This is a genomic window from Cohnella suwonensis, from assembly GCF_042655365.1.
GTDB lineage: Bacteria > Bacillota > Bacilli > Paenibacillales > Paenibacillaceae > Cohnella > Cohnella suwonensis.
In genome coordinates this window covers 88,895-111,993 of the sequence record NZ_JBHSMH010000082.1, presented here as the reverse complement: position 1 = coordinate 111,993, position 23,099 = coordinate 88,895, and the positions used below count along the sequence as shown (strand labels likewise).

The window sequence follows — 23,099 nt, the reverse complement described above, 5'->3', positions numbered from 1 at the left end:
TTGATCACCCTTTCGCTGGAAAATTGAGAATCATTAAAAGTTCCCCTCTCGGGTCGTCGCCGATCATTTCAAATCCGCTGCGCTTGTATAACGCTTGACCCGAAGCGTTATCCTTTCTCGTTGTGAGCAAAATACCTCCTTTGTGATGGCGCTTCGCTTCAGCAATGGAAAAATCCATCATTTTCTTGCCCAAACCGATCCCCTGATAATCATCCCTTACCGAAATGCCGAACCATGGTACTTTTTTATCCCAATCCCAATAAAACACGTACCCGATCATCGTCTCTTCTTCCGGGGATTGAACGCTCGCAAGAAACCTGCGCGTATCCGACTGATCTACATCATCCCCAGTAAGTCTTTCCGCCTCTTCCCTAGTAAAAGGATACCCGGGGAAAAATGCGCGCGTTCTTTCCGATAAATGTTCAAAATAACGATGAACGATTGCCGTATCCTCGCGTGTAAAAGGACGGATCACGATTGTTCCATCATAACTATCATTCATTGGTTTACCGCCTCTGCTCTATCAAATGTCAAACGAAACGTTTCAAAAGAATAAGGTTCGGGAACACTGCCGCCCGTGAGAACAAGACGGATCCCTCCGTCGGAATGACTGGAGTATTCAGCATGGGCAACCTTCTTCCAGCTCCCGCTGCGGTCTAGTTGCTCGACCGACTGGATAGCGTCTCTTCCGGGAAGCCAAAGCCGGAGAAGGGGAAATTGCTCGCTGCCGAAGCAACAAAGTCCCAACAACGCTTCATGATCTCCTTCCCACCAGACGGGGTATATCTCCAGAATATCCTCCACCATAACCGGGAACCGACGGTTTGTGACAAAACTCATGATCTGCTGATAAAGCCACTGTCTGCCCGCTTCTTTCATTGGTTGTCCGGTGTGGGGGACGACCGCGATACGATAGGTGCCGGAAGTCACAACAACGCCTGCGGAAAGCGCACTGCCTTCCGTGTCATAGAGGATAGACCACACTTCCGCTCCCTCTTGCGCATGTACCGTAAACGCTGTGTTGTACGAAACATGCCATCTTGCCGCCAGATTTTTGCCTTTCAACCATGCGGGAGCATGATCTGCCGTAACCTTCTCGGTCTGTACTTTATTTTTCAGTTTCTCGCGCACCACGTGAATCGGGCAGTCCGCAAGAAAACCTTTCTCACGGAGTAAAATATACGCCTCCGGATCAAGAATGGCGCCCTGCCGCAATACCCGGTCCAACTGTTCATCGGCAAATAAGCTTACCGTTTTGCCGACCAGAATCGTCGGAGCTGCGTCCGTGGGCGCTTGGGGAATGCCGAGACGAGCCAAATTGATGTTCCAGTGCGGGGAAAATTGTTCCGCGGCAAGCTCTCCAACCTCCACCAGATTAGGCGGAAATGGAAGGGACGCTCCCCTACGTTTTTTCCCCTCAGCAGCTTGTGCCACCTGTTCCAAATACGGCTTCATGGCGGGAAGCATCTTCGTCACATTTCCCGATGGATCGTGAATTCCAAGAAAAAAATCATTGATGCTCAATGTGAGCAAACCGTTTGTCGAGATCGTGTTTATATACATTTCCAGCGCAAGCGAACGTGCCGATTTAATCCCCGGAACAAACGGATAATTCTCGATTTCACAGCAAAGCCGAGCAGGCGCCTGCAGAATGGCCGGAAACGGGTCCACCACCTGAATAAGCTTGGAGAGCAGGTCAAGCGGCCGTTCATCATTCCAATAACCGCCTCCGGTGCGCAGCCACGGCCTTTGCAAGGCCGTGGTTTGAAGCGCTTGCATTTCCGCATTAAGATCGCGGCCGCTGAAGTAATGGTTGGCAATCGAAGTAATCATCATGCCCATCCCCATTTCCGGGTTAACGGCAACGACAGCTTCCCGCAGCTTGTGAACGAGCTGGAGCAGGGATTCGCCTTGAACGGCAAACCACAAACGGCGGATTTCCCGGTTCGACCATTCATGCTCTAACAGCAATCCAATGAGCTCATCCCTGGAATAACGGCGTCCAGCCTTCCGGGCAAACAGCTTCAGGTGCAAATCGCAAAAGCATTGCAAAGTTTCCGCGCCTTCCCTGCTAAATAGCCGGAAATCGTCATCAATCCAAATCGAATCCGCATCCAGTTCCGCATGAAGGCGGAACGCTTCGCAGATGTAGGTTTGAAAAGCTGGGTCAAGGGGGCAGGCGCAGCCCATCACCCGATTTCCGAATCCGTCGACAATGGGTTGAAAGCTTCCCATATTCGCTGCAGGTTTGGCTTCGCCATGACCAAGCGTGACAAAATAGTTGACCATCGGGACCATGCCATGGCGGCGAATCTCGGCGAAACGCTCGGACAGCAAGCCGATTCGTTCGCGAATTTCATGCAGTTCCGGGTGCGGCGGCATTTCCCCGTGCGCATTAAAAGCCATAATGGCGTCAACTTTGGTTGACTTGGCAAAAGTCAATACTTCCCGCCACAACGCATCATCTTCCAATAGGGGCAACCCCGGCCGCAATATATACTGAACCCGGTTATATTCCGTCATCGGCTCTCTTTCCCCTCAATCATCGATCCCAATTCAATAATGACCGGAGACATCGGCGGGAATGCCGGTCGATTTCCCCGAATTTGGCCGGCCTGCTGATCGACGAGAGCGTATTGTATAAAAAATGCGCCATCAGAACTCCGCCTTTGTTGTGATTATTATAAAAACTTCCAGATTCGCTTTCTACTGCTGTAATCAACAAAAAATAAAACTCTTCAACGGATATTGCGCATGCGAAGAAAACCGGCTTCGCACCCGCGTTGCCAGGAACACAAAAAAGAGGGTACGTACTATGTAAACACTTAAAAAATAATAGAATGACAAAAAAGCCCTGTATGCGAGATTTATGGAGATTAATTCCCATTTTTCTCGAAAACATGGCTTTTTTATTATAATGAATTATTTAGTTTTATCCCTTCAACCGGTCCGTCAACAGCTTGTTCACGAGCCCGACGGCTAACATTAGCGGCTTTTGAACTTCAAAATAGCAATATTAAAGTGATAGATCTTGCACTCAAGTACGGATATGATTCACCAGAAGCATTCACTCGCGCATTTCAAAATTTGCATGGCACTACGCCAACCGTAGCGCGTAACGTTGGAACAAAGCTCAAAGCCTATTCACGAATCTCCTTTCAAATCTCTATTAAAGGAGTTACTGAAATGAATTACAGGATCGAAGAATTAAAGGGATTTTCCATTGTGGGAATGCAAGAAAGAGTTCATACAACGGATGCCTTTTCTATTGTTCCTCGCATATGGGCCAATGCCATGAAAGAAGGACTCTTTGAGAAGCTGTGGGAGATACGGAAAAACGACCATAAAATGAAGGGGATTTTAGGAGTATGCGCGGATGGCGATCATGGTAAAAATGAAGAGTTCCATTACATCATGTCCACTGTATCGGAGCATTTACCGCCAGATGGAATGGTAAAAAGAGATTTTCCGGAAGCGACTTGGGCTGTATTCGAAGCGGAAGGCGGACCGGAAGGCATCGGGGAGATATGGAAACGCTTGTATACAGAGTGGATTCCGGCCTCGGCCTATGACCTCGCTTATCTACCTGCCATTGAATGTTATTTGCCGTCAGAAGAAAATAAAAACGAATTGTGGGTTGCTGTAGTAAGAAAATGATAAGATACAGCTTAATCCGAGAAAGTAAATGCATCGAAAGTCGATTTACGCTGCCTGTGTGGAGCTAACTGGAATTGTAGTGAAAATAATCCCTCGAACACAAGAAACCCCGATGTTCACTCATCGGGGTTTCTTTGCGAACTTTTATCGACTCACCTTAAGTCAAATCCACTACGACTTTAATCGTTTCTTTCGCCGCGATGGCCTTATCGAACGCGGCTTGAAGATCGTCCAACTTATACACTTGGGTCACCATCGTGGCGATCGGCGTTTTCTTTTTCTCGATGTGATCGACGACTTTAACGATATCCTCGTGCGTGTAGCCGCTAGCCCCGACGATCTTCGCTTCCATGCTCATCACTTGAGCAAGACTAATGGGCACTTCATGCTTATAGACGGCAATGATCGCGATTCTGGCATGAGGCTTCAAGATCTTCATGACCTGCTCGAACAACGGCGGCGCGCCGGCGGCATCGACGAAGGCGTCGACATTAGGGACGTCCTTACCGTACACGCTGGTGGAGCCGAAATGCCGGATCAATCCGTCCTTCAAGCTGACTTCGGTCGTATTCACCGTTAAGGCGCCTAATTCGCGCGCTTTCGCCAGTCGCCACTCGTCGATGTCGATAACGACGACGTTCGGTATGCCTTCGCCGATCAAGCCGGCCGCGGCGGACAGGCCGATCGGTCCCGCCCCGAGCACCACGATATTCTCGCCGGCTTGGGGGCTTACGCTGAACGCGCCGTGGAATCCGACGCTCATCGGTTCCATTAACACCGCCGCTTCAGGCGTAACCGAATCGTTCATCGGATACAAATTATAGTTCAAAGCGGCGTCTTCGATCGCCACGTATTGGGAGAAGCCTCCGATCTCTAGCGAGTATCGGCGACCCGCGCGCTTAGCGGTGATCGGGTTAATGCCTACTCGCATGCCGACCGTAATATCCTTGACTTCGGCGCCGACCTCGACGACTTCGCCGAACAGCTCGTGGCCGAATTGTTGTCCGAACCGAATGCCCATCTCCGAACCGGCTTTAACGATATTAATGTCCGTTCCGCAGATGCCGCCGCGCTGATTGCGAACCAGAACGTCTTTCGGGCCTATCGTCGGAATGGGGAGTTCTTCGACGCGAACGTCGTTCCGTCCTTGATAAATTCCCGCTTTCATCATTGAAGTCATCTCCTGTTCACCGTCTCGTCTTCCTCCTTCATCGTAGAGGCTTTCGGACAACGAGGCAAATGACAGTTCCGCCAGCTTCGTTAAATAATGATCGCCTTATCGAAAAGTGTAAATTAACGGAACGATAATAGACACCGCGGAAGTTAGGTATCCTGCTTCTCGGGGCGAAACGGATTCAGCTTCACGATCCGTTGGGCCAGGAATCGCGGCGAATAGGGCATGTCGTCTCCCAGCCACAGCGAAATCGTGCCCACCATGGCCGAAATGCTGTACCACGCCGCGATCTGCTTCGTCATTTCGTAATCGGGGATGTTTTTGAAATAAAAGCTCTGTTGTTCCTTCGTTCGGCTCAAAATCAGCTTTTGCATGAATTCCATCAATCGGGCGGTAAAGTAAGGGATGCTCTTCGAGACGAGCAACGTCTTGTAGATTCGGGAGTTGTCCGCGATATACTCCAGCAGTTTGACCAACGTACCCAATTCGTATTCGGGTTCGTACGGCGTATGTTCCATGGTCAACAGAATGTCTTCGATCTCCTGAATCAGGCCGTTCAAATATTGTTCGATAAAGTCTTCCATGTCCCGGTAGTGAAGGTAAAAGGTGACCCGGCTGATCTCCGCCCGCTTCGTCAACGCGTGGACGGAGATTTTATAAAACTCCGTTTCCTGCAGCAGGTCGATAAAGGCTTCCCTGAGCAATCTATGCGTACGGCGGACGCGCAGGTCTTCGTTGGCGGCCATGTTATCCCTCCGGAAAATGAACATTGTGTCATTTATTATACACCAACGCTCGTCCGACAAAATGAAAAAGCCTTAGTCCGGCGGAATACCGAACCAAGGCTTTTTCGTGTCGCTTAATAGCGATCCATGATCAACTGCGTTTTGAGCGAATCTTGCGCCAGGAACCAGCCCTTGCTTTGCAGGAAGCCGATGAGCTCGGCTTGCTTCGTGCTGGCCGTCGATTGGCTCGTCGTTTTGAAAGAGGCTTCGACGATGTACTCGGTGCCGGTGCTAGCGGCGTTCTTGATCGGCCATACTTCGATGTCCAGCGTCATGCCGCTCCAAGTGCCGGTCGATCGCTTCGCGAGGACGGGTCCGAAGTAGCGGGAGCTTTGCAGCTTGGTCGTCCCCCAATCGCTGTATAGCCAATCGTTGAATTTGTCCGGAGCGTTATTGATCATCAGGCTGCGGGCGTCGCTGATCGAAGGAAGGTCCATGCCGCTATAGCCGGATTTGCTGCCGGATTTCTTGCGGGTAATGCTGAGCGTTTTGTTTTGATAGCCCCATTCCACTTGCGCGGAGTAATTCGTATCCGAGGAGTCGAAGCCTTCGCTGTTTGCTTGAGTCAGGGCGGCGTTAATGTCGCCGTTCGTAATCGGGTAACGCTTCTTGTAAGTAAGCTCGAAGTCATTTTCGTTCTCGATCTTGCGAATGCGAGGGCTCCAGCCGTTGCCGTAGATGTCTTTGGCGTTCGTGTCCAGGAAGGCGACATTCAATTTCGTAACCGTGGTCGGCATCGAAAATGCGTTCAGTACCGTACTCGTCAGCTTGAAGTCCGAACCAAGAACGGCGCTCGGATTCATCATCAGCTTAACCTCGTAGTCCGGAACCATGTTCGAAGCCGCGAATGCAGGCGTCGGATGAACCCCCGTACCCGCGACTAGCGTTGCGCCGATCGCCACCGCGAGCGCGGCTGCGCCGATCAAACGTTTTAACATCAATCATCTCTCCCTTGTCCATTTTTTGGAATCTGACGGATTCCCTCTACAGAGTAAAGGAAAATGATTCCCTTAGAATCAAGGGGGAGGTTGGTTTGTGTAAAGCTGGCGGATATCACGGATGTAACCGTAACCTTGAGCTGCGCCGGCATCTTGAACATCCGCCTTTAAAGGAAACGGGGCTAGGGCATGTATTTCCTTCCGGTGGATGTTGCCGCTCCCCCGCTGGGTTGCTTATGCAAAAGGCTTGCCGGGATTTTTCCCCATACCGGCCTCCCTCGCGATGAGGATGGCTTGCGTCCGGTCAACCGCCTGAAGCTTGTTCAGAATGTTGGATACATGGTTGCGGATCGTTTTTAATGTAAGGCTCAGCTTCCGGGATATTTCCGCGTTCGTTAATCCTTGCGTAATCCATTCCAATATTTCGCGTTCCCGGTCGGTCAACTGAGGAAGCAGGGAGTCATCGGGCGTCTTGTTGACGATAGTGTCGAAGTAAAACATCATTTTACGGGCGATCGTCGGACTGAAGATGGCTTCCCCGCCTCCGACTGCGGTGACGGCGCGGACGATTTCGGGTTTTTGCGCCCCTTTGAGCAGGTATCCGCTGGCTCCCGCCCGCATGGCGGAAAAGACCGAGGAGTCGTCATCGAACATGGTAAGCATTAAGATACCGATGTGCGGGCTGACCCGGTTGATTTCCCGCGTCGCCTCGATTCCGTTCATGCCCGGCATGCTGACGTCCATCAGCACGATGTCGGGCTGCAGGTTTTCGGCCAGCCTTACGGCTTCCTCTCCATTGGCCGCAATGCCGACAATTTCCAATTCCTCTTCCGATTGCAAAGTCGCAACCAGCCCTTCGCAGAACATCGGGTGGTCATCCACTAGCAAAATCCTCAGCTTCTCTTTGTCGTTCTCCTTCATACAACGATCTCCTCTCTTCCAATCGGCAGCTCTACCGAAATGCGGGTTCCGCGCCCCGGGCTCGATTGCAGCAAGCATGTCCCGCCTAATTCCTCCGCCCGTTCGCGGATCGATCGAATGCCGATGCCGGGCGAGGGCGCTTCCGACAATCCCTTGCCGTTATCCGAAATCTCCAGGCGCAGAGCATCGTCTTGAAGCTGGAGCCGGATTTCGCACCGGTTGGCGCCGGCATGCTTGACGACGTTGGTCAACGCCTCCTGAACGATCCGATACACCGCGACCTCCGCGGCCGCGGACAGCGTGAGCCTCCGATCCAATCCGTCCAATAGGACACGCAAAGACGGATCCTCGAATTGCAAAGCGAGCTCCTTCAGCGCGAACGACAGCCCGAATTCGTCGAGCGCGGGAGGTCTAAGGGAGTATACTAGGCGCCTAATATCGGCTATGGCCTCGCGCGTAAGAGACTGGGCAGTCTCCAGCGCTTTCCGCGAAGGTTCCGGCAGACCGCCGTCGTGCAGCTTCGCTTCGTCGAGCCGAAGCATGATGCTCGCCAAGCCGGAGCCAAGCCCGTCGTGCAGGTCGCGCCTCAACCTCCTGCGCTCTTCCTCGCGCGTCATGATGACCCTCTCCCGCGACAAGCGCAGTTCCTCCGTCAGCCGGATGGTTTGGACAGCAATGCTGATTTGACGAACCAGGTCGTTCAGCATATGGCGTTTGCCGGGCGGAAGCGCCTCGTTCACCCGCTCGATTCCGAGAATCAATCGGCCTACCGGCTCGCCTTTGACGTCCAGATCGATCGTGCTTACCTGCTCTACCGGCGTTCCGAAGGATGCCAGAGTGCGCACGCCATCTCCTTCGCGATGAATTTCGATGGCGGCGTAGGGCGCGCGCAAAGCACTCGCCGCCGTCTCCACGATAGTCGGAAGAAGGTCGTGGTGCGTGAGCGAAACCTCGAGCCGCCGCGACAAGTCGGACAGCATCCGGTAAGGCTCGTCGCGTTCCCCGAAGACGAGATGATTGACCGCCCTCTGAACCTTTTCCCGCAGCGGTTGGAACATGACGGCGACCCATCCGGTAGCGACCAACGCGATCATCGTCGGCACTTTTCCTTGAAGCAGGAAGCCGAATACGCCAACCAGCAGAGCATAGACCGCGATGCTCATGACGCTGAGCACGAAATAGACCAGCGTACGGTTAAAGGCCGAGGACATGTGCCGAACCCGGCTCTCCAGCACGATGATTCCGATCGAGAACGGCAGAAACAGTAGGCCGGAGTAGAGAATTACTAGATCGAACAATTTCAAAATCCCGTTCGTATCGGGCGTTTCCAGCGAACTCAGCGTCCCGGCCAAGATGTAGCAGCCCATCGCGCCCCAGAACCAACGGATTTGCCGCTTCTGTTCGGGCGTTGCGCCGGTCCGGTAACGATGCCATTGCGCATAGATGACTAACGCGTGCATGGCCGTGATATATACCATTTTCGGGGCGATGGGCCAATAGAGCATGTTCACGTACTGAAAGATCGAAGGAAGCGGAACAATCCCGATCGCGATCTCGAATATCCAGACGGCTGCAGGGATGGCGGTCCAACGCGGAAAGAAGCGCCCGGCCGGCAGCAGGAACAGGAAAAAAATATAGGTTGCTCCGACGATGTTGAGAGCGATGAACCAGTCCGAAAGAAACCCAAACCGGTCCGATGAAGCAAACAACGAGTCATCCGCGCTGAAAATCGTGCCGGTAACGATAAGCAGCAGGGAGGCGGCAACGCAAAAGGGGTCCTTCCAACCGTATCGATACAGCAAAAATCCGACTACCCACGCCGAAATGTTCTGCATGGCGAGCAGGATGACGGTCAAGCTGCCGTACAGGTCGGAACTGACGCCAAAGGAAGCCAGATCCGTCAGTTGATCCGGGTTCATCATAAAGATGCTGTAACAGGCGGCAACGTCGCACGGGTTTTCGTAGACGCCGATTCCGAGACCATGGCTGAACAGCGAGACGACGAGGGACGCGACTGCCGCAATCAACCATATCCCATGAAGCCCGGCACGTCCCGCGAGAAGCATTCGATTTCGAATATTCCCCATTGAGGCGATCCTTTCTAGCAGCGGATATCTATTTGAAGTATAGCATGACGGTTATCCCGTCTGCCCGGGAAGTTTGTTCCCTTCGAAATTCCCGGCCCACTCGGGAATGGAGACCTTGTTGGCGGGACAAAACGGGTTTTACCATAGGGGATGTGCAATCCATTAAGTAATTGAAGGAGTGTCGATCCAATTATGATTAGAGTGCCTAACCGTTTTTTTCGTTTCTGCGGCTGGATGTTAATGCTTTCCGGACTCCTGACGATCATCATCCAATACATCCATCTGGAGGATGTACCGTCGGGATTGGACCAGATGGAGTATTTCGTCGATGTGGCGGTTTGGACCCATATCGGGCTGCTTCTCTCTTTCGCCATGTTCCTGATGGGCTTCGTCGGACTTTATTTGAGACAGGCGGAGGGGCTGAAGTGGTGGGGATGGCTGAGCTTCGGGTTTCTGTTTATGTTCTTCATGCTGGATGCGACGCACGCTCCGATACAAATCTTCGGATACCCGGTCTTCTTCGATAATATTCAGACCGAAGATCAGCTTCAGGCCGCGTCGGATATGGTCATGAAAATCGGTTCAGTCGGGCCGGGGTTCATGATGATGGCCGCCCTCTTCCCATGTATCTTCTTTGGCACGCTACTCATGGGCATATCGATGCTGCGGGCAAAGGTTTTGTCCAAATGGCCGGCCATCGCGACCCTTGTATCGATTGTGTTTATCTTCGTACCGTATGGTCCGGAAACGAAATACGTCTTATCTCTGTTTCCTTATCTCATTTTTGCATGGTACGGGGGGATTCTGGCTTTCGAGAAGAGGGAAGACACCGTGGAGCTAAGTCGGAATTTGAACGGCGAAGCGGTCAATACTCGGGTAAGCTGAGAGCCGATTTGAAAGTAAGCTCGCTACTTGAACCGACTGTAACAAGAAAGCCAGCCGTATAAGGCTGGCTTTCTTGTTACTGCTCACGATGTTAGCGAGGGCAGACAGACTCTCTTGATCGGATAATAGGAGGTGCAAGATGGATTTTTTCTTTTCGTTCACAGGTATTCTATTTGCTCTAATGATTGGCGCGGTTAGTCCGGGACCTAGTTTTGTTTTATTGCACAGAGGTCTGTATCGATTTCAAGATCGGATGGTATTTCAGCAGCGCTAGGCATGGGGGTCGGGGGAGTTATATTTGCATTATTGGGATTAGCGGGTCTTCATGCGGTATTCGTTGCGATTCCTTGGGTATACGCCATTTTGAAAATATTTGGCGGATTTTATCTTCTCTTCTTGGCCTATAAAATTTGGAAAGGTTCATCACAACCGTTGTACGTTCAAGAAGTAATGGTAAGAAGTGGAAGATCATGGAGAAGCTCATTTCTATTGGGACTCGCCGCTCAGTTGAGCAATCCCAAAACGGCAATCGTATATGGCAGCATATTCGCAGCAATGCTTCCCCATCAAATTTCATTTACTTCTAATATGTTGATTCTTCCTTTTGTCTTTATGATAGAAGCTGGTTGGTACATCATTGTAGCAATAGCCCTTTCCTCGACTGCCCCGCGCAAAGCTTATACAAAATCTAAACTGTGGATTGATCGGGTTGCGTCGGGAGTGATGGGTTTGCTTGGCTTGAAGCTTATTACTTCAGCAACCAGTGCTCAATAAATTGCCATGCGTCGTTATTCGCCTGCAGCGAAGCTGTCGATCGTCGCAAGCGGGAGATGGTCGGTAACGATGCGGCTGTAATGCGCGAGCCGCACGATACCGCGCTCATCAATCAAAAATTCGGCAGGTATCCGGTTAAAGTTCGAACCTTCCTCCGGAGTAAGGGCAAAGCCGGCAGCAGCAGCCTCCGCGACGAACGATTTCGTGTTCGCATCGGTCATTGTCAAACGTACTTTCTCTTCGGACGTCTCGACACCGTATAAATCGTACAAGTGCGCCTTCGGGTCGGCGACGAGCGGGAACGTAGCGTTTTGAGTGCCAACGAATGTCCGCAAATTCGCCTCCGGAGATTCGAAGACGGCGATGACGACCATGCCTTGGCGCTGCCAATCCGGATATCGGCCGATAAAATGATGCACTCGCAAATTGCAAAGAGCGCAGGCGGAGAAGCGCAAGAAGGCGAGCAGCACTTTGCGGCCGCGATAACTTTCAAGCGATACGGCATTGCCGTAGAAGTCGACGGTACGGAATGCTGGGGCAATCATGCCCTGCTGAAGCTGGTGAGTCATCGGTGGATACCTCCTGATTAGGGAAAATGATTTACTTTTCCACTTTATCAGAAAGAGCGGCACCGCTTCTGTGACCTAGTCACCAAGTAGCGCTTCCAATCCAGCAACCGCTTATCCTTAACGATTGAAGTCATGCTCCGCCTCGATTCCGTTTTCGATCTTCCATCGGCAGATTCACCGAAATGCGGGTTCCGTGCCTAGGGCTCGATTGCAGCAAGCATGTCCCGCCTAATTCCTCCGCCCGTTCACGGATCGAGCGGATGCCGATGCCTGGCAAGAGTGCATCCGGCAATCCCCTGCCGTTATCCGAAATCTCCAAGTACAGAGCGTCGTCTTGGAGCTGGAGCCGGATTTCGCACCGGCTGGCGCCGGCATGCTTGACGACGTTGGTCAACGCCTCCTGAACGATCCGATACACCGCGACCTCCGTGGCCGCGGAAAGCGTGAGCCTCCGATCCAATCCGTCCAACACGACATGCAAAGATGGATCCTCGAATTGCAAAGCGAGCTCCTTCAGCGCGAATGACAGCCCGAATTCGTCGAGCGCGGGAGGTCTCAGGGAGTATACGAGACGCCTAATATCGGCAATGGCCTCGCGCGTAAGAGACTGGGCCGTCTCCAGCGCTTTCCGCGAAGGTTCCGGCAGGCCGCCATCGTGCAGCTTCGCTTCGTCCAGTCGAAGCATGATGCTCGCCAAGCCGGAGCCGAGCCCGTCGTGCAGGTCGCGCCTCAGCCTCCTGCGCTCTTCCTCGCGCGTCGTGATGACCCTCTCCCGCGACAAGCGCAGTTCTTCCGTTAGCCGGATGGTTTGGACGGCAATGCTGATTTGACGAACCAAGTCGTTCAGCATATGGCGTTTGCCGGGCGGCAGCGCCTCGTTCACCCGCTCGATTCCCAGAATCAATTGGCCTACCGGCTCGCCTTTGACGTCCAGTTCGATCGTGCTTACCTGTTCTACCGGCGTGCCGAAGGATGCCAGAGTGCGCACGCCATCTTCTTCGTGATGAATTTCGATGGCGGCGTAGGGCGCGCGCAGCGCACGAGCCGCCGTCTCTACAATGGTCGGAAGCAGGTCGCGGTGCGTGAGCGAAACCTCAAGCCGCTTCGACAAGTCGGACAGCATCCGGTAAGGCTCGTCGCGTTCCCCGAAGACGAGATGATTAACCGCCCTCTGAACCTTCTCCCGCAGCGGTTGAAACATGACGGCGACCCATCCGGTAGCAACCAATGCGATCATCGTCGGCACTTTACCTTGCAGGAAGAAGCCGAACACGCCAACCAGCAGCGCATAGACCATGATGCTCATGACGCTGAGCACGAAATAGACCAGCGTGCGGTTGAAGGCCGAGGACATGTGCCGAACCCGGCTCTCAAGTACGATGATTCCGATCGAAAACGGAAGAAACAGCATGCCGGAGTATAGGAGCACCAGGTCGAACAACAATTTCACGATACCGTTCCTATCGTGCGGCGCTACCAGCAAACCAAGCGCCATTGAAACGATGTAGCAGCCCATCGCTCCCCAGAACCAACGGATTTGGCGCTTCTGATCCGGCGTTGCGCCGGTCCGGTAACGATGCCATTGCACGTACATGACCAACACGAGCGTAGCTATATAGTAGACCCTTCGCAGGGCGGGGGGAAGGTACATCACGTTTACGTATTGAAAGATCGGAGGAAGCGGAACTATCCCGATCGCGAGCTCGAATAGCCACATGACTGCGGGGATGGCGGTCCAACGCGGAACGAATCGGCCGGCAGGAAGCAGGAACAGGAAAAAAATAGAGGCAGCTCCGACGATGTTGACGGCGATGGCCAAGTCCGATAGAACACCAAACCGGTCCGAGGACGCAAATAACGCTTCATCCGCGCTGAAGAACGTGCCGTTAACGATCAGCAGCAGGGAGGCGATAACGCAGTAGGGATCCTTCCAACCGTATCGATATAGCAGAATGCCGACCGCCCACGCCGATATGTTCTGCATGGCGAGCAGGATGACGGTAAAGCTGCCGTACAAGTCGGGGCTTATGCCGATGGACGCCAGATCCGTCATCTGATTCGGGTTCATCATAAAGAAGTTGGTACAGGCGGCTCCATAGCACGGGTTATCGTAAGCGCCGATTCCCAGCCCGCGGCTGAACAACGAAAGAACAAGGGACACGGCTGCCGCAATCCACCATATCCCATGAAGTCCGACACGTCCCGCGAGCCGCATTCGATTTCGAACATTCCCCATTATGGCGATCCTTTCTTGCAGCGAGTATCTAGTAGAAGCTAGTAGAAGTATATCATGCCGATTATCCCGTTTGCCTGGAGATTTTGTGCCCGTTATCATCGAACGGAACTGCCCGTTGAAGGATGAAGCGAGCAGGTTCGATTTTTGCCAACAAAATTCCCGATCAAAATCCCGGCCGACTCGGGAACAAGGCCCTTGTTGCCGGGAAATGCATTATTTTACCATATAAAAGATGTCAATATGCTTCATTTCGTGAATGCCGGAGGAACGGGGAGTTTGGACGAAGGGAAGTGTTTGCTATGGGCATACGAGTGACATGGAAGAATTGGTCCGGGGTAGTGAACGCGTCGCCGCAGCGCGTGGAATATCCGGAAAACGTTGATCAAGCGGTTGCCATCGTTCGCAAAGCCGCGGAAGAAAAGCGGTATGTGCGTATCGTGGGCTCCGGTCATTCCTGTACCCCCTTGGCCGCATCCGATCAGGTATTGGTATCGCTCGATCGGATGCAAGGCATCGTTCGAATTGATCGCGAGGAACGTACCGCAGTGGTGTGGGCGGGTACGAAGCTCAAGGCGCTGGGTCATCTGCTGCATAACGAGGGGTTAGCGCAGGAAAATCTCGGCGATATCGATGTCCAGTCGATCGCGGGCGCGATCAGCACCGGAACGCATGGGACGGGAACGCAACTCGGGAATCTGGCAACCCAAGTGATTGGCCTGACTATCGTGAACGGCCGGGGCAAGGTACTGGAATGCTCGGAAACGTCGCATCCCGATCTATTTAAGGCTTTACAGATCTCGCTGGGCGTTATGGGGATTATCGTTCAGGTGAAGCTGCGGCTGCAGCCTTCCTATGTCATGGCGTTCGAGAGCAAAAAAATGACGCTGGATGAAATTCTGCAGAATTTGGAGGCGCTCCGGCAAAACAATCGGCATTTCGGGTTTTTCTGGTTTCCTTATACCCGAATGTGCCAGGTCAAATTGTGGAATGTGACGGATCAGCCCGCGGAGGAGCACAAAATCCGTGATTTTATTAACGACCGGTTGTTCGAAAATACGTTCTTTGGGTTGTTGTCGGAATTGTGCCGGATGTTCCCTTCCGTAAGCGGAGCGATGAGCAAACTGACCGCTTCAAGCATTCCGGTGATGCGTAAAGTGAACTACAGCCATCGCTTGCTTACGGGAGATAGACTGGTGAAATTTAATGAAATGGAGTACAGCGTGCCGGCTGAAGCGATGGCCGATGTGATTCGGGAAATCGGGGAAGCCAAGATGAAGGAGAAGTTCGATATCCATTTTCCGATCGAATGCCGTTATGTTGCGAGGGATTCCATCTGGCTCAGCCCCGCTTACGAACGGGATTCCGCATTTATCGCCGTACATACGTATCGCGGCATGCCCTACGAACGGTACTTTCAGGCGATGGAAGAAATTTTCTTGAAATACGACGGCAGACCGCACTGGGGCAAGATGCACAACTTGAAAAGCGGGGAATTAAGCAAACGGTATCCGATGTGGCATGAATTCGGCGAAGCTCGCAAGAAAATGGATCCGGACGGATTGTTCCTCAGCCCTTACATGAAGGCATTGCTCGTCGGCGAGGAGATTTGAACCCTACGGACAGCAGAAAATTGGACAAAGCGCAACTCGCGGTTAAGGAGACGGAGGTTCGACCATGACGATTCGCAAACTGGCTTTATCGAGACTGCTGCTCGTTCTCGTTCTATGCTGCAGCGTCGTTTCATCTTTATTTATGACGTATGCCCGGGCTGAAGTGACGGGAGAACACGTCATCTTCGACGACAATCTTGGAGAAGGGTTCACGGACCACAGCTGGGCCGAGCGCTCGTTAAAGGAAAGCGGAACCGTGCACGCGGGCAGCCACTCCATTCGGCTGAATCCGAGCATGGACGGCGCGCTCTATTTATACAGCAGCGAGTATTTCCTGACGAAAAATCACAATACGCTGGAGTTCTGGATTCACGGCGGCTCCGAAGGCGGCCAGCTGCTTAACGTGTTGTTTCAGCTGGGCGGCCAGACGGTAGCGAAGGTCAACCTGAACGATTATTTGGAAGACGGGAGCATTCCGGCGGGGGAATGGCGTCAGGTGCGCATCAGCCTGCTGCCGCTGAAGATGCCGAACGGTCTGTTCGACGGGATTCTGCTGCAGGATAGCAAGCATGCGAATCAAGGCGACGTATACGTGGACGACATCCGTCTCGTCAACGAGAGCAAACCGGTTCCGAACATTCCTCCGAAACCGGTGGTGGAACAAATCGTCGTTTATGACGACGCCATGCAATCGGACTTCAAAAATGTTTCCTCCAATGACGTTGACCTGAGCGTAACGTCGACCGTCTATTCGGGACAAAAAGCGATCGGCCTGGAACCCGGCAACGGGAAATTCTTGTATTTCTATAAAGACCGGGTGCTCAACGCGACCGAATACCTCAACCTTGAGTTTATGATCCGGGGAGGGGGAAGCGGCGGCCAGCAGCTCGATCTGACGTTCAAGGCTGGCGGCGTGGACAAGAAGACCATCGATTTGAATTCCTATGTGGACGGCAAATCGATCGTGGCTGACTGGAAAAAGGTGTCGATTCCGATTTCAGAGCTCGGCATTCCGGATGGCATCTTGGATGGCATCGTCATAACCGGGCGGGAGAACTCGGCGCCGGGGTTGGTGTACATCGATGACATGGTGTTCACCGGAAAAGTCTACGAGCAGCCGAAGCTGGCCAAAATCTCTTTCCCCGAGCCTGCAATGCTGATGTATGCCGGCAACTTGGAAACGCCGGTATTAACCGCCTATTACGATAACGGCTTTACGGAGTCGGTGACTACATCCGTTTACTGGAACTCGAGCGCGCCGAACATCGTCCAGGCGGACAACGGAGCCATCAGCGCGCTGGCGACCGGAGAAAGCAAGGTGACCGCCCAATACAAAGGCTTCACGGCGGAGCTCGAAGTCAAGGCGGTCGAAGTGGAGCCTGAAACTATATTCGACGATGTCCTGCACGAGGGCTATGACGATTGGAGCTGGGCAAAGCGGAATTTGCAGGAAAGCGGAACCGTTCATTCCGGCGAGAAATCGATTCAATTTACTCCCCGCTGGTGGCAAGGCGTCTATTTTAACCGCGAGGAAAGCCTCGAGGTCGAGCAATATTACGGATTCGAGTTTTGGATTCACGGCGGCAGCGCGGGCAAGCAGGACATCCGCTTCGTCGTGCAGGATATGAACGCGATCCTGGGTTCGGTCGTGCTGAGCGAAATCCTTCCCGAGGGCATCCAATCAGGCGCCTGGCAGAAGGTGACCGTGCGATTGAAGGATCTGGGCATTACGGAAGGCTACTTCAACGCGTTGGTGTTCCAAGCATGGGATGAGAAGGAGCAGTCGCCCGTCTACATCGACGACGTGAAGGTGCTTCGTTACAAGGATCGGGTGCAGAATCCGAAGCCTCCGGTAACGGGCGTGACCGTCGCGATCAATGCCGACGTAGACCGCAGGCCGATTAATCCCGACATTTACGGCGTCAATTTCGAAGAGATTCCTCCGGACAACGTGTCCCAGTTGGATAAATATCCAGTCGTGCGCTGGGGCGGAAATTCGGTGACGCGGTACAATTGGGAGCTGAACGTGCAAAACCATGCCTCGGACTGGTTCTACATGAATTTGTCGAAGGAAAATGCGGCAGGAGAGCAGCTTCCAGACGGCTCGCGAAGCGATCAGTTCATCGACGAAACGCTCGGAGACGGCGGAAAAGTGCTGCTCCAGGTGCCGACAATCGGCTGGACGCCGAAAAGCCGCGAAGTGACGACCGGTTTTTCCGTGAAGAAATACGGCCCGCAGCAGCAAACCGAATGCTCGTACGGCGGCTGGTGGTGCAACCCGGATGCGGGCAACGGCATCCGCCCCGACGGGACCCTTATTACGAACAACGATCCGCAGGATACGTCGAAGGCGATCGGTCCGGATTTCATCGCCCGGTGGATAAAGCACATCCAAGGCCGCGTCGGGAATAAAGTGAATTATTACGCGCTGGACAACGAGCCGATGCTGTGGCCTTACACCCATCGGGACGTTCATCCGAACATGACGACGTACGACGAAGTTTGGGACTATACGAAAGCTTACGGCGCCGCGATCAAGGAAGCCGATCCGAACGGAAAAATATTCGGTCCCGTCGTCTGGGGCTGGTGCGCTTACTTCAACTCCGCTGCGGACGGATGCTCCCCAGGCCCGGACAGCGCGGCTCATGGCGATAAACCGTTCCTGGAATGGTACATGGAGCAGGTTAGGTCGTACGAGCAGGAGCACGGCGTTCGTCTGATCGACTATCTCGACATTCACTATTATGCGACGGAATCGGGGGTCGCCATTTCCGAGGATGAATCCAAGGCAGTGTCCGCCCGCCGGTTGAAATCGCTCAAGGCGCTTTATGACCCGACATTCCGCGACCCGTCATCTTGGATCTCGGAGCCGGTCCGGCTGATTCCGCGTATGAAGGAGATGCTCGAACGCACGGCTCCGGGTACGAAGCTCGCGATTACCGAATACAACTTCGGCAACGGCAGAGGCATCAGCAGTGGGTTGGCGCAAGCCGAGGCGCTGGCGATTTTCGGCCGCGAAGGAGTCGACCTTGCGACCCGGTGGGGACAGCCGCTTGCGGGAACGCCGATCGAAGACGCGTTCAAGATGTATTTGGATTACGACGGCAAAGGCGGTCAAATTCGCGGAGACAGCGTTAGGGCGGTCAGCTCGAACGTAGACATGGTCGGCTCTTACGCCGTAAGAGGCGAGGACGGCACGCTGTACATTCTGTTGTTCAACAAGGATACGGCTCCCAAGACGGCGTCGGTTTCCGTCGCCGGCCTGAACATCAAGCATGGCGACGTGTACCGGTTCGATGCGGCGAACAGGCTCGGACAAGCCGGAACGATTGTACTGGAGGAAGGCTGGTCGGTCGAGCTTCCATTCAGGTCCGCAACATTGATTGTGGCCAAGCCGTAATCGGAACGGGTCAACGGAGAAAAGGAGCTATTCTATGAAACGTCTATTCATCGGACCGGTCTTAACGGCGATTGCGGTTTTATCTTTGCTGGCGGCGGCCATCGTACCGAAAGCCGCCGCCGCATCGCAGTTCGCCGATGTAAAGCCGGCCGCTTGGTACGAAACCGCGCTGACGTGGGCCGCAGACGGCGGTATCGTTTCCGGTTACCTGAACGGCACGTTCCGGCCGCTTGCCGTGACGACGGAAGCGGAATTTCTGGTCATGCTGCTCCGCGCAACGGAATCTGAATCGATTCGCCCGCTTCGGAAGGGGGAGGCTTGGTATACCCCGTACTACGAGAAAGCCGCCGAATTCCGATTGCCGCTGTCGCTGGCCAACTATGGGAAAGCGATCACGCGGGGGCTCGTCGCCAGACTGATCGCGGCATCCCTCGGACGGCAGCTGGATACGGTCAGCGCGGTGAAATTCATGCTGTCCACCAAGCTTTCCAACGGCAAAACGGCGTCGACAGTCGAAGGATATAAGGCCGATGCTTTTCTGAACCGGGCAGAGGCAGTTTCGTTGATCTATCGTGTATACCTGTATCGCGAGCAGTTGGAAGCCGAAACGGATCCCTCCAAAGAGGAAACTGCGGGGAGCGATGTCGGGGGAGGCAACAGCGGACCCATCAGCGGACCTGGCAACGGGAACGGCAGCCGCCCCGAAGATCCGGTACGCGCGGCGGACAATTTACCGCAGCGTACGGCGAACCTGCAGGACTCGCTGCGGGCGCTAGGGCTCGCAAGCGAAGCGACGACGCAGGGCATCGCCGTGAATCATCCGGACCGGAACGGGAGCGGGGCCGTTCTCGACCCATCCGGGGAATACGGCGGCACCATGCAGATTTTGGACGACGGCAACACGGCCGTTCTTTCGTCGGCGCGCGCCTTGCTTCAATTCGCCGGCGTCGCGATCGACGAGCCCTCGTTTCGCTCGATGATCGATCAGGTAAAGACGAGCGGCGCGAATGCCGCGATCAAAATCGGCAATCAGATGGTTACGTTCGCACGCAATACGACACCGGGCCAATTGACCGTCAGCTACACCCTTTTCGACTCCTGATGCTGCTGCGAAGAAAAACTTCCTAGATATTTCCCGATCGATCCGGGAAACCGGCCCTTGTGCGCGGGATAAGGTGGATTTTACGATGGTGATTGGAAGGAAACCCCACGGAGAAGGGATGATCGCATGAACCATCATTACGATGTCATCGTAGTAGGCGCCCGGGTTGCCGGATCAGCACTAGCCTATGAATTGTCTAAAGCCGGATTTGAGGTGCTGCTCGTGGACAAGAGTTCGTTCCCGAGCGATATTCTGTCGACCCACAATTTCTTCGGCAACTCCGTCGCGATGCTGCGGAAAATGGGCGTCCTTGACCGGTTGCTGCAAACCGGCGCGCCTCTGTACAAACGGGCCGTTGTCCAGTTCGAAGATGCCGTCATCGATGGGGAATTTCCCGAAGTGGCCGAGGAGACCGAGTGCTTGTGCGTCAGGCGGACGCATCTGGATCATATCCTGTTCGAGCATGCGGCGTCGCGAGCCGGCGTAACCGCGATCGAAGGCTTCCGCGTCACGGACGTGATCCGGAAAGGCAACGCGGTAACCGGAATTACGGGCGTTCGCCGCAACGGGGAAGAGGAGCGTTTCTCGGCCCGGCTCGTAGTCGGCGCCGACGGCCGACGCTCGACGCTGCGGGGGCTGGTAGGCAGCGAGCGCATCCTATCCGTGCCGACCGACTTCGCTTCCTATGTCGGCTATTTCGAAGGCTATGAGCAAGAGGGAGACATACATGCGGAGCTGTATAAAATAGGAGACAAAATCGGAATCGTGTTTCCGACCAGCGACAATCTGCACGTCATAGGCGTCATGTACCCGCTGAATGATCCGGAATGGGGCCAGCGATTCGCCAGCTCTCCGGAGACGGCGATGCGGGACCTGGTCGACAGCGGTTTCACGGACTCCCCTTTGCCGGAACGGCTACGGAAATCTTCTCTTGTCGGCTCGGTGAAAGGGCTGCTCGGCTATGACAATGATTGGTATCAAGGGATGGGAGAGGGGTGGGCGCTCGTCGGCGATGCCTTCTCGTTCAAAGACCCCGCCGTCGGGCAAGGGATGCAGGACGCGCTGTACAGCGCGAGGATCCTGACCGGCGTATTGACCCGGTATGGCAACTGGGGAGCCAGTTGGGAGGAGATGGCCCGAACGTACCAGAGCTTGATGGAAGAGACGATGATTTCCCGCTTCCATATGGCGTGCCAGTTTACGAAGAACGTCCCGTTTACGCCGGAGCAGCGGGCGGTTAATCGGCTGATCGCCGCCCATTCCGAAGCGACCCGGGCTTTTCTCGGCATCTATAACCATGCGGTAGAACCGCAAGATTTTGAACATCTGATCGGGAGCTTGCTTTCCGGAGCGCCCGGTTGAAGGGCGAGTCGGGGTTTGCTTGAGGGGAAATCGAATCGGAAGGAGGACTCGAGGATGAAGGAAAGATTGAAGGGCCGCAAGAGGTTGGCATGGATTGCGCTCGCGGCGATGATGGCGATGGGCCTGTGGTGGAATGCCGCCCATTCGAACGACGGCCGAACGGAAGAAGCTCGCCGTATCATCGTGTACAGTACGACCAGCTAATCATCTTGCCATAACGCATGTCCGAGGTCAGTCTCCAGGTAAGAGACTGACCTCCTTATTTATCGCAGGTGGAGTGAACCGATTTTCAAAGATCTGGGGAGGGAACTCGCTGGACAGCAATAAATTAACCCGGGACAGCATGGTCACATTCCACGATCTGGCAATCAGAAGGGAGAACGATGCCGAAGCGCTCGTTGGCCGGACGGACATCAATCGGTATGTGATCATACCCGATATCGGAGCCCGAATCATCGAACGGCTTCGGCAAAAGAAAACCGCTGCGGACATCGAGCGCGAGCTTTTGGCGGAAGATCCCGAACCGGTGGATGTGATGGGTTTTATCGAAGAACTGCTCTACGATTATGAGTTCATTCATCGAATTGACGGAGTGATTGTATCTCCACCCGCAGAGCGGAAGGGGCATTTCGACTGGATTCCTTCCCGACTAGGATCGATATGGTTTCATCCGAAAGTATACGTCTGCGCTGCCTCGCTGCTTCTCCTCACCATCGGATGGATTGCATTTCATCCTAGCTACCTTCCGACCGTTCCCGACTTCTTCGTCTTACATTCTCTGTCGCTGAATATCACCCTTGCTTTAGCGATCGCGTGGATTCTCCTCTTCGTACACGAACTGGCGCATGTCACGGCTGCACGATCTTTAGGCGTGATTTGCCGCATCGGATTGGGGCACCGCTTTGTATTTCCGGTTGCCGAGACCGACATGACCGGGATTATATTGACTCCCAGGGAGCACCGATACCGGGCTTATCTGGCAGGCATGCTGGTGGATGCGGTACTCTTCTCGGCCGGCGTTTGGATACAGGTCTTTCATCACGGGGGATGGTTCGCTCTCGATCCGCAGTCCATGGGGATCATCCGAATGGTGCATTTTCATTTGCTGCAGCTTTTGCTGTTTCAATTTCTTTTTTTTATGAAAACCGATCTTTATTACGTGATCACGACCTGCTGGCGGGTCGAGCATTTGCTTGAACATACGCACGTCTTCCTTAGACGGCTCATACGCAAGCCACGCACCATGGATCAGGAAGATTGGGGGAATGTGCCTGAACGCGAGAAAAGGTTGATATACGGATATGCGGGATTTTTCTTGATTGGAATGGCGCTGTCGTTCCTCTGGTTTATTCGGTATTACGTTCCCCTGGCTTATTCCTTTTGCATGGCCGCTGCCGATCGTCTGCGCGAGTTCCCCGTCGGGTCGTGGCCTTGGGCGGATGCGCTGCTGCTGCTCGTCATGTGCCTCGTGCCTTTTGGCGTGTTGGGCTACTCTTGGCTCGCCAAGCTCAGGAGAATGCGTGTCGGAAAGGAGGTGAGAACCCATGAAGAAAATTAAAGTAAAACCGGTCGCAGGCATTAAAACAACCGGTCTGAGCT

The 23,099-nt window shown here is 54.0% G+C and carries 18 protein-coding genes and 1 pseudogene; 10 read left to right on the top strand and 9 right to left on the bottom strand.

All coding sequences use genetic code 11. The features are described 5' to 3' along the window. Positions 1-4: 4 nt before the first annotated feature. Together ACFPPD_RS20070 and ACFPPD_RS20065 are read right to left on the bottom strand one after the other, a co-directional pair. Positions 5-502, bottom strand: coding sequence for a GNAT family N-acetyltransferase (locus ACFPPD_RS20070; protein ID WP_209748113.1), 498 nt, complete (start codon positions 500-502; stop codon positions 5-7). Beyond that, on the bottom strand, positions 499-2,523 hold the full coding sequence (locus ACFPPD_RS20065; protein WP_209748115.1) for a hypothetical protein: 2,025 nt from the start codon (positions 2,521-2,523) through the stop codon (positions 499-501). Before ACFPPD_RS20065 ends, ACFPPD_RS20070 begins: the two co-directional genes overlap by 4 nt. Positions 2,524-2,934: 411 nt before the next feature. On the opposite strand from ACFPPD_RS20065, the pseudogene ACFPPD_RS20060 reads away from it, so the two are divergent. Next, a pseudogene (locus tag ACFPPD_RS20060) lies at positions 2,935-3,105 on the top strand (helix-turn-helix domain-containing protein); the annotation flags it as partial. A gap of 81 nt (positions 3,106-3,186) precedes the next feature. After that, positions 3,187-3,657 (top strand): GyrI-like domain-containing protein, encoded by a 471-nt coding sequence (locus tag ACFPPD_RS20055; RefSeq protein WP_378083057.1) that lies wholly within the window; start codon positions 3,187-3,189, stop codon positions 3,655-3,657. 157 nt (positions 3,658-3,814) lie between these two features. Here ACFPPD_RS20055 and ACFPPD_RS20050 read toward each other — a convergent pair whose 3' ends face one another. The 5 genes from ACFPPD_RS20050 to ACFPPD_RS20030 form a co-directional block, all read right to left on the bottom strand. Beyond that, positions 3,815-4,828, bottom strand: coding sequence for a zinc-dependent alcohol dehydrogenase (locus ACFPPD_RS20050; RefSeq protein ID WP_378083054.1), 1,014 nt, complete (start codon positions 4,826-4,828; stop codon positions 3,815-3,817). 152 nt (positions 4,829-4,980) lie between these two features. Continuing rightward, complete coding sequence (locus ACFPPD_RS20045; RefSeq protein WP_209748117.1) at positions 4,981-5,577, bottom strand: TetR/AcrR family transcriptional regulator; 597 nt, start codon at positions 5,575-5,577, stop codon at positions 4,981-4,983. A 113-nt stretch (positions 5,578-5,690) separates the two neighbouring features. Continuing rightward, positions 5,691-6,554 (bottom strand): hypothetical protein, encoded by an 864-nt coding sequence (locus tag ACFPPD_RS20040; RefSeq protein ID WP_209748118.1) that lies wholly within the window; start codon positions 6,552-6,554, stop codon positions 5,691-5,693. A gap of 234 nt (positions 6,555-6,788) precedes the next feature. After that, the gene (locus tag ACFPPD_RS20035) at positions 6,789-7,475 is read right to left on the bottom strand and encodes a response regulator (RefSeq protein ID WP_209748120.1); all 687 of its coding nucleotides are present in this window, start codon (positions 7,473-7,475) and stop codon (positions 6,789-6,791) included. Continuing rightward, positions 7,472-9,562, bottom strand: coding sequence for a sensor histidine kinase (locus tag ACFPPD_RS20030; RefSeq protein WP_209748123.1), 2,091 nt, complete (start codon positions 9,560-9,562; stop codon positions 7,472-7,474). Before ACFPPD_RS20030 ends, ACFPPD_RS20035 begins: the two co-directional genes overlap by 4 nt. Before the next feature lie 192 nt (positions 9,563-9,754). On the opposite strand from ACFPPD_RS20030, the gene ACFPPD_RS20025 reads away from it, so the two are divergent. Together ACFPPD_RS20025 and ACFPPD_RS20020 are read left to right on the top strand one after the other, a co-directional pair. Further along, positions 9,755-10,447 carry a hypothetical protein gene (locus ACFPPD_RS20025; RefSeq protein ID WP_209748125.1) on the top strand — a complete coding sequence of 231 codons (693 nt, stop codon included), beginning with the start codon at positions 9,755-9,757 and terminating at the stop codon, positions 10,445-10,447. 219 nt (positions 10,448-10,666) lie between these two features. After that, a complete protein-coding gene (locus ACFPPD_RS20020) occupies positions 10,667-11,221 on the top strand; it encodes a LysE family translocator (RefSeq protein ID WP_209748278.1) in 555 nt (184 codons plus the stop codon). 14 nt (positions 11,222-11,235) lie between these two features. Here the strand turns inward: ACFPPD_RS20020 and ACFPPD_RS20015 are convergent, their stop codons facing one another. Both ACFPPD_RS20015 and ACFPPD_RS20010 read right to left on the bottom strand, forming a co-directional pair. Further along, positions 11,236-11,790, bottom strand: a complete 555-nt coding sequence (locus ACFPPD_RS20015; protein WP_209748127.1) for a peroxiredoxin family protein — start codon at positions 11,788-11,790, stop codon at positions 11,236-11,238. A 130-nt stretch (positions 11,791-11,920) separates the two neighbouring features. Continuing rightward, positions 11,921-14,026 (bottom strand): sensor histidine kinase, encoded by a 2,106-nt coding sequence (locus ACFPPD_RS20010; RefSeq protein WP_209748129.1) that lies wholly within the window; start codon positions 14,024-14,026, stop codon positions 11,921-11,923. Positions 14,027-14,325: 299 nt separating this feature from the next. Here ACFPPD_RS20010 and ACFPPD_RS20005 point away from each other — a divergent pair, with 299 nt between their 5' ends. The 6 genes from ACFPPD_RS20005 (at position 14,326) to ACFPPD_RS19980 (ending at position 23,058) form a co-directional block, all read left to right on the top strand. Then, positions 14,326-15,636 carry a D-arabinono-1,4-lactone oxidase gene (locus ACFPPD_RS20005; RefSeq protein ID WP_209748131.1) on the top strand — a complete coding sequence of 437 codons (1,311 nt, stop codon included), beginning with the start codon at positions 14,326-14,328 and terminating at the stop codon, positions 15,634-15,636. Positions 15,637-15,700: 64 nt separating this feature from the next. Continuing rightward, positions 15,701-19,036: a glycoside hydrolase family 44 protein gene (locus ACFPPD_RS20000; protein WP_209748133.1), complete on the top strand. Its 3,336-nt coding sequence runs from the start codon at positions 15,701-15,703 to the stop codon at positions 19,034-19,036. Between the two features lie 34 nt (positions 19,037-19,070). Continuing rightward, the gene (locus tag ACFPPD_RS19995; protein WP_209748135.1) at positions 19,071-20,138 is read left to right on the top strand and encodes an S-layer homology domain-containing protein; all 1,068 of its coding nucleotides are present in this window, start codon (positions 19,071-19,073) and stop codon (positions 20,136-20,138) included. A gap of 126 nt (positions 20,139-20,264) precedes the next feature. Beyond that, the gene (locus ACFPPD_RS19990) at positions 20,265-21,500 is read left to right on the top strand and encodes an NAD(P)/FAD-dependent oxidoreductase (RefSeq protein ID WP_209748137.1); all 1,236 of its coding nucleotides are present in this window, start codon (positions 20,265-20,267) and stop codon (positions 21,498-21,500) included. Positions 21,501-21,554: 54 nt separating this feature from the next. Further along, entirely contained in the window at positions 21,555-21,704 is a 150-nt protein-coding gene (locus tag ACFPPD_RS19985; RefSeq protein ID WP_209748138.1) for a hypothetical protein, read from the top strand. Between the two features lie 73 nt (positions 21,705-21,777). After that, positions 21,778-23,058 carry a zinc metalloprotease gene (locus ACFPPD_RS19980; protein ID WP_209748140.1) on the top strand — a complete coding sequence of 427 codons (1,281 nt, stop codon included), beginning with the start codon at positions 21,778-21,780 and terminating at the stop codon, positions 23,056-23,058. Positions 23,059-23,099 lie beyond the last annotated feature (41 nt).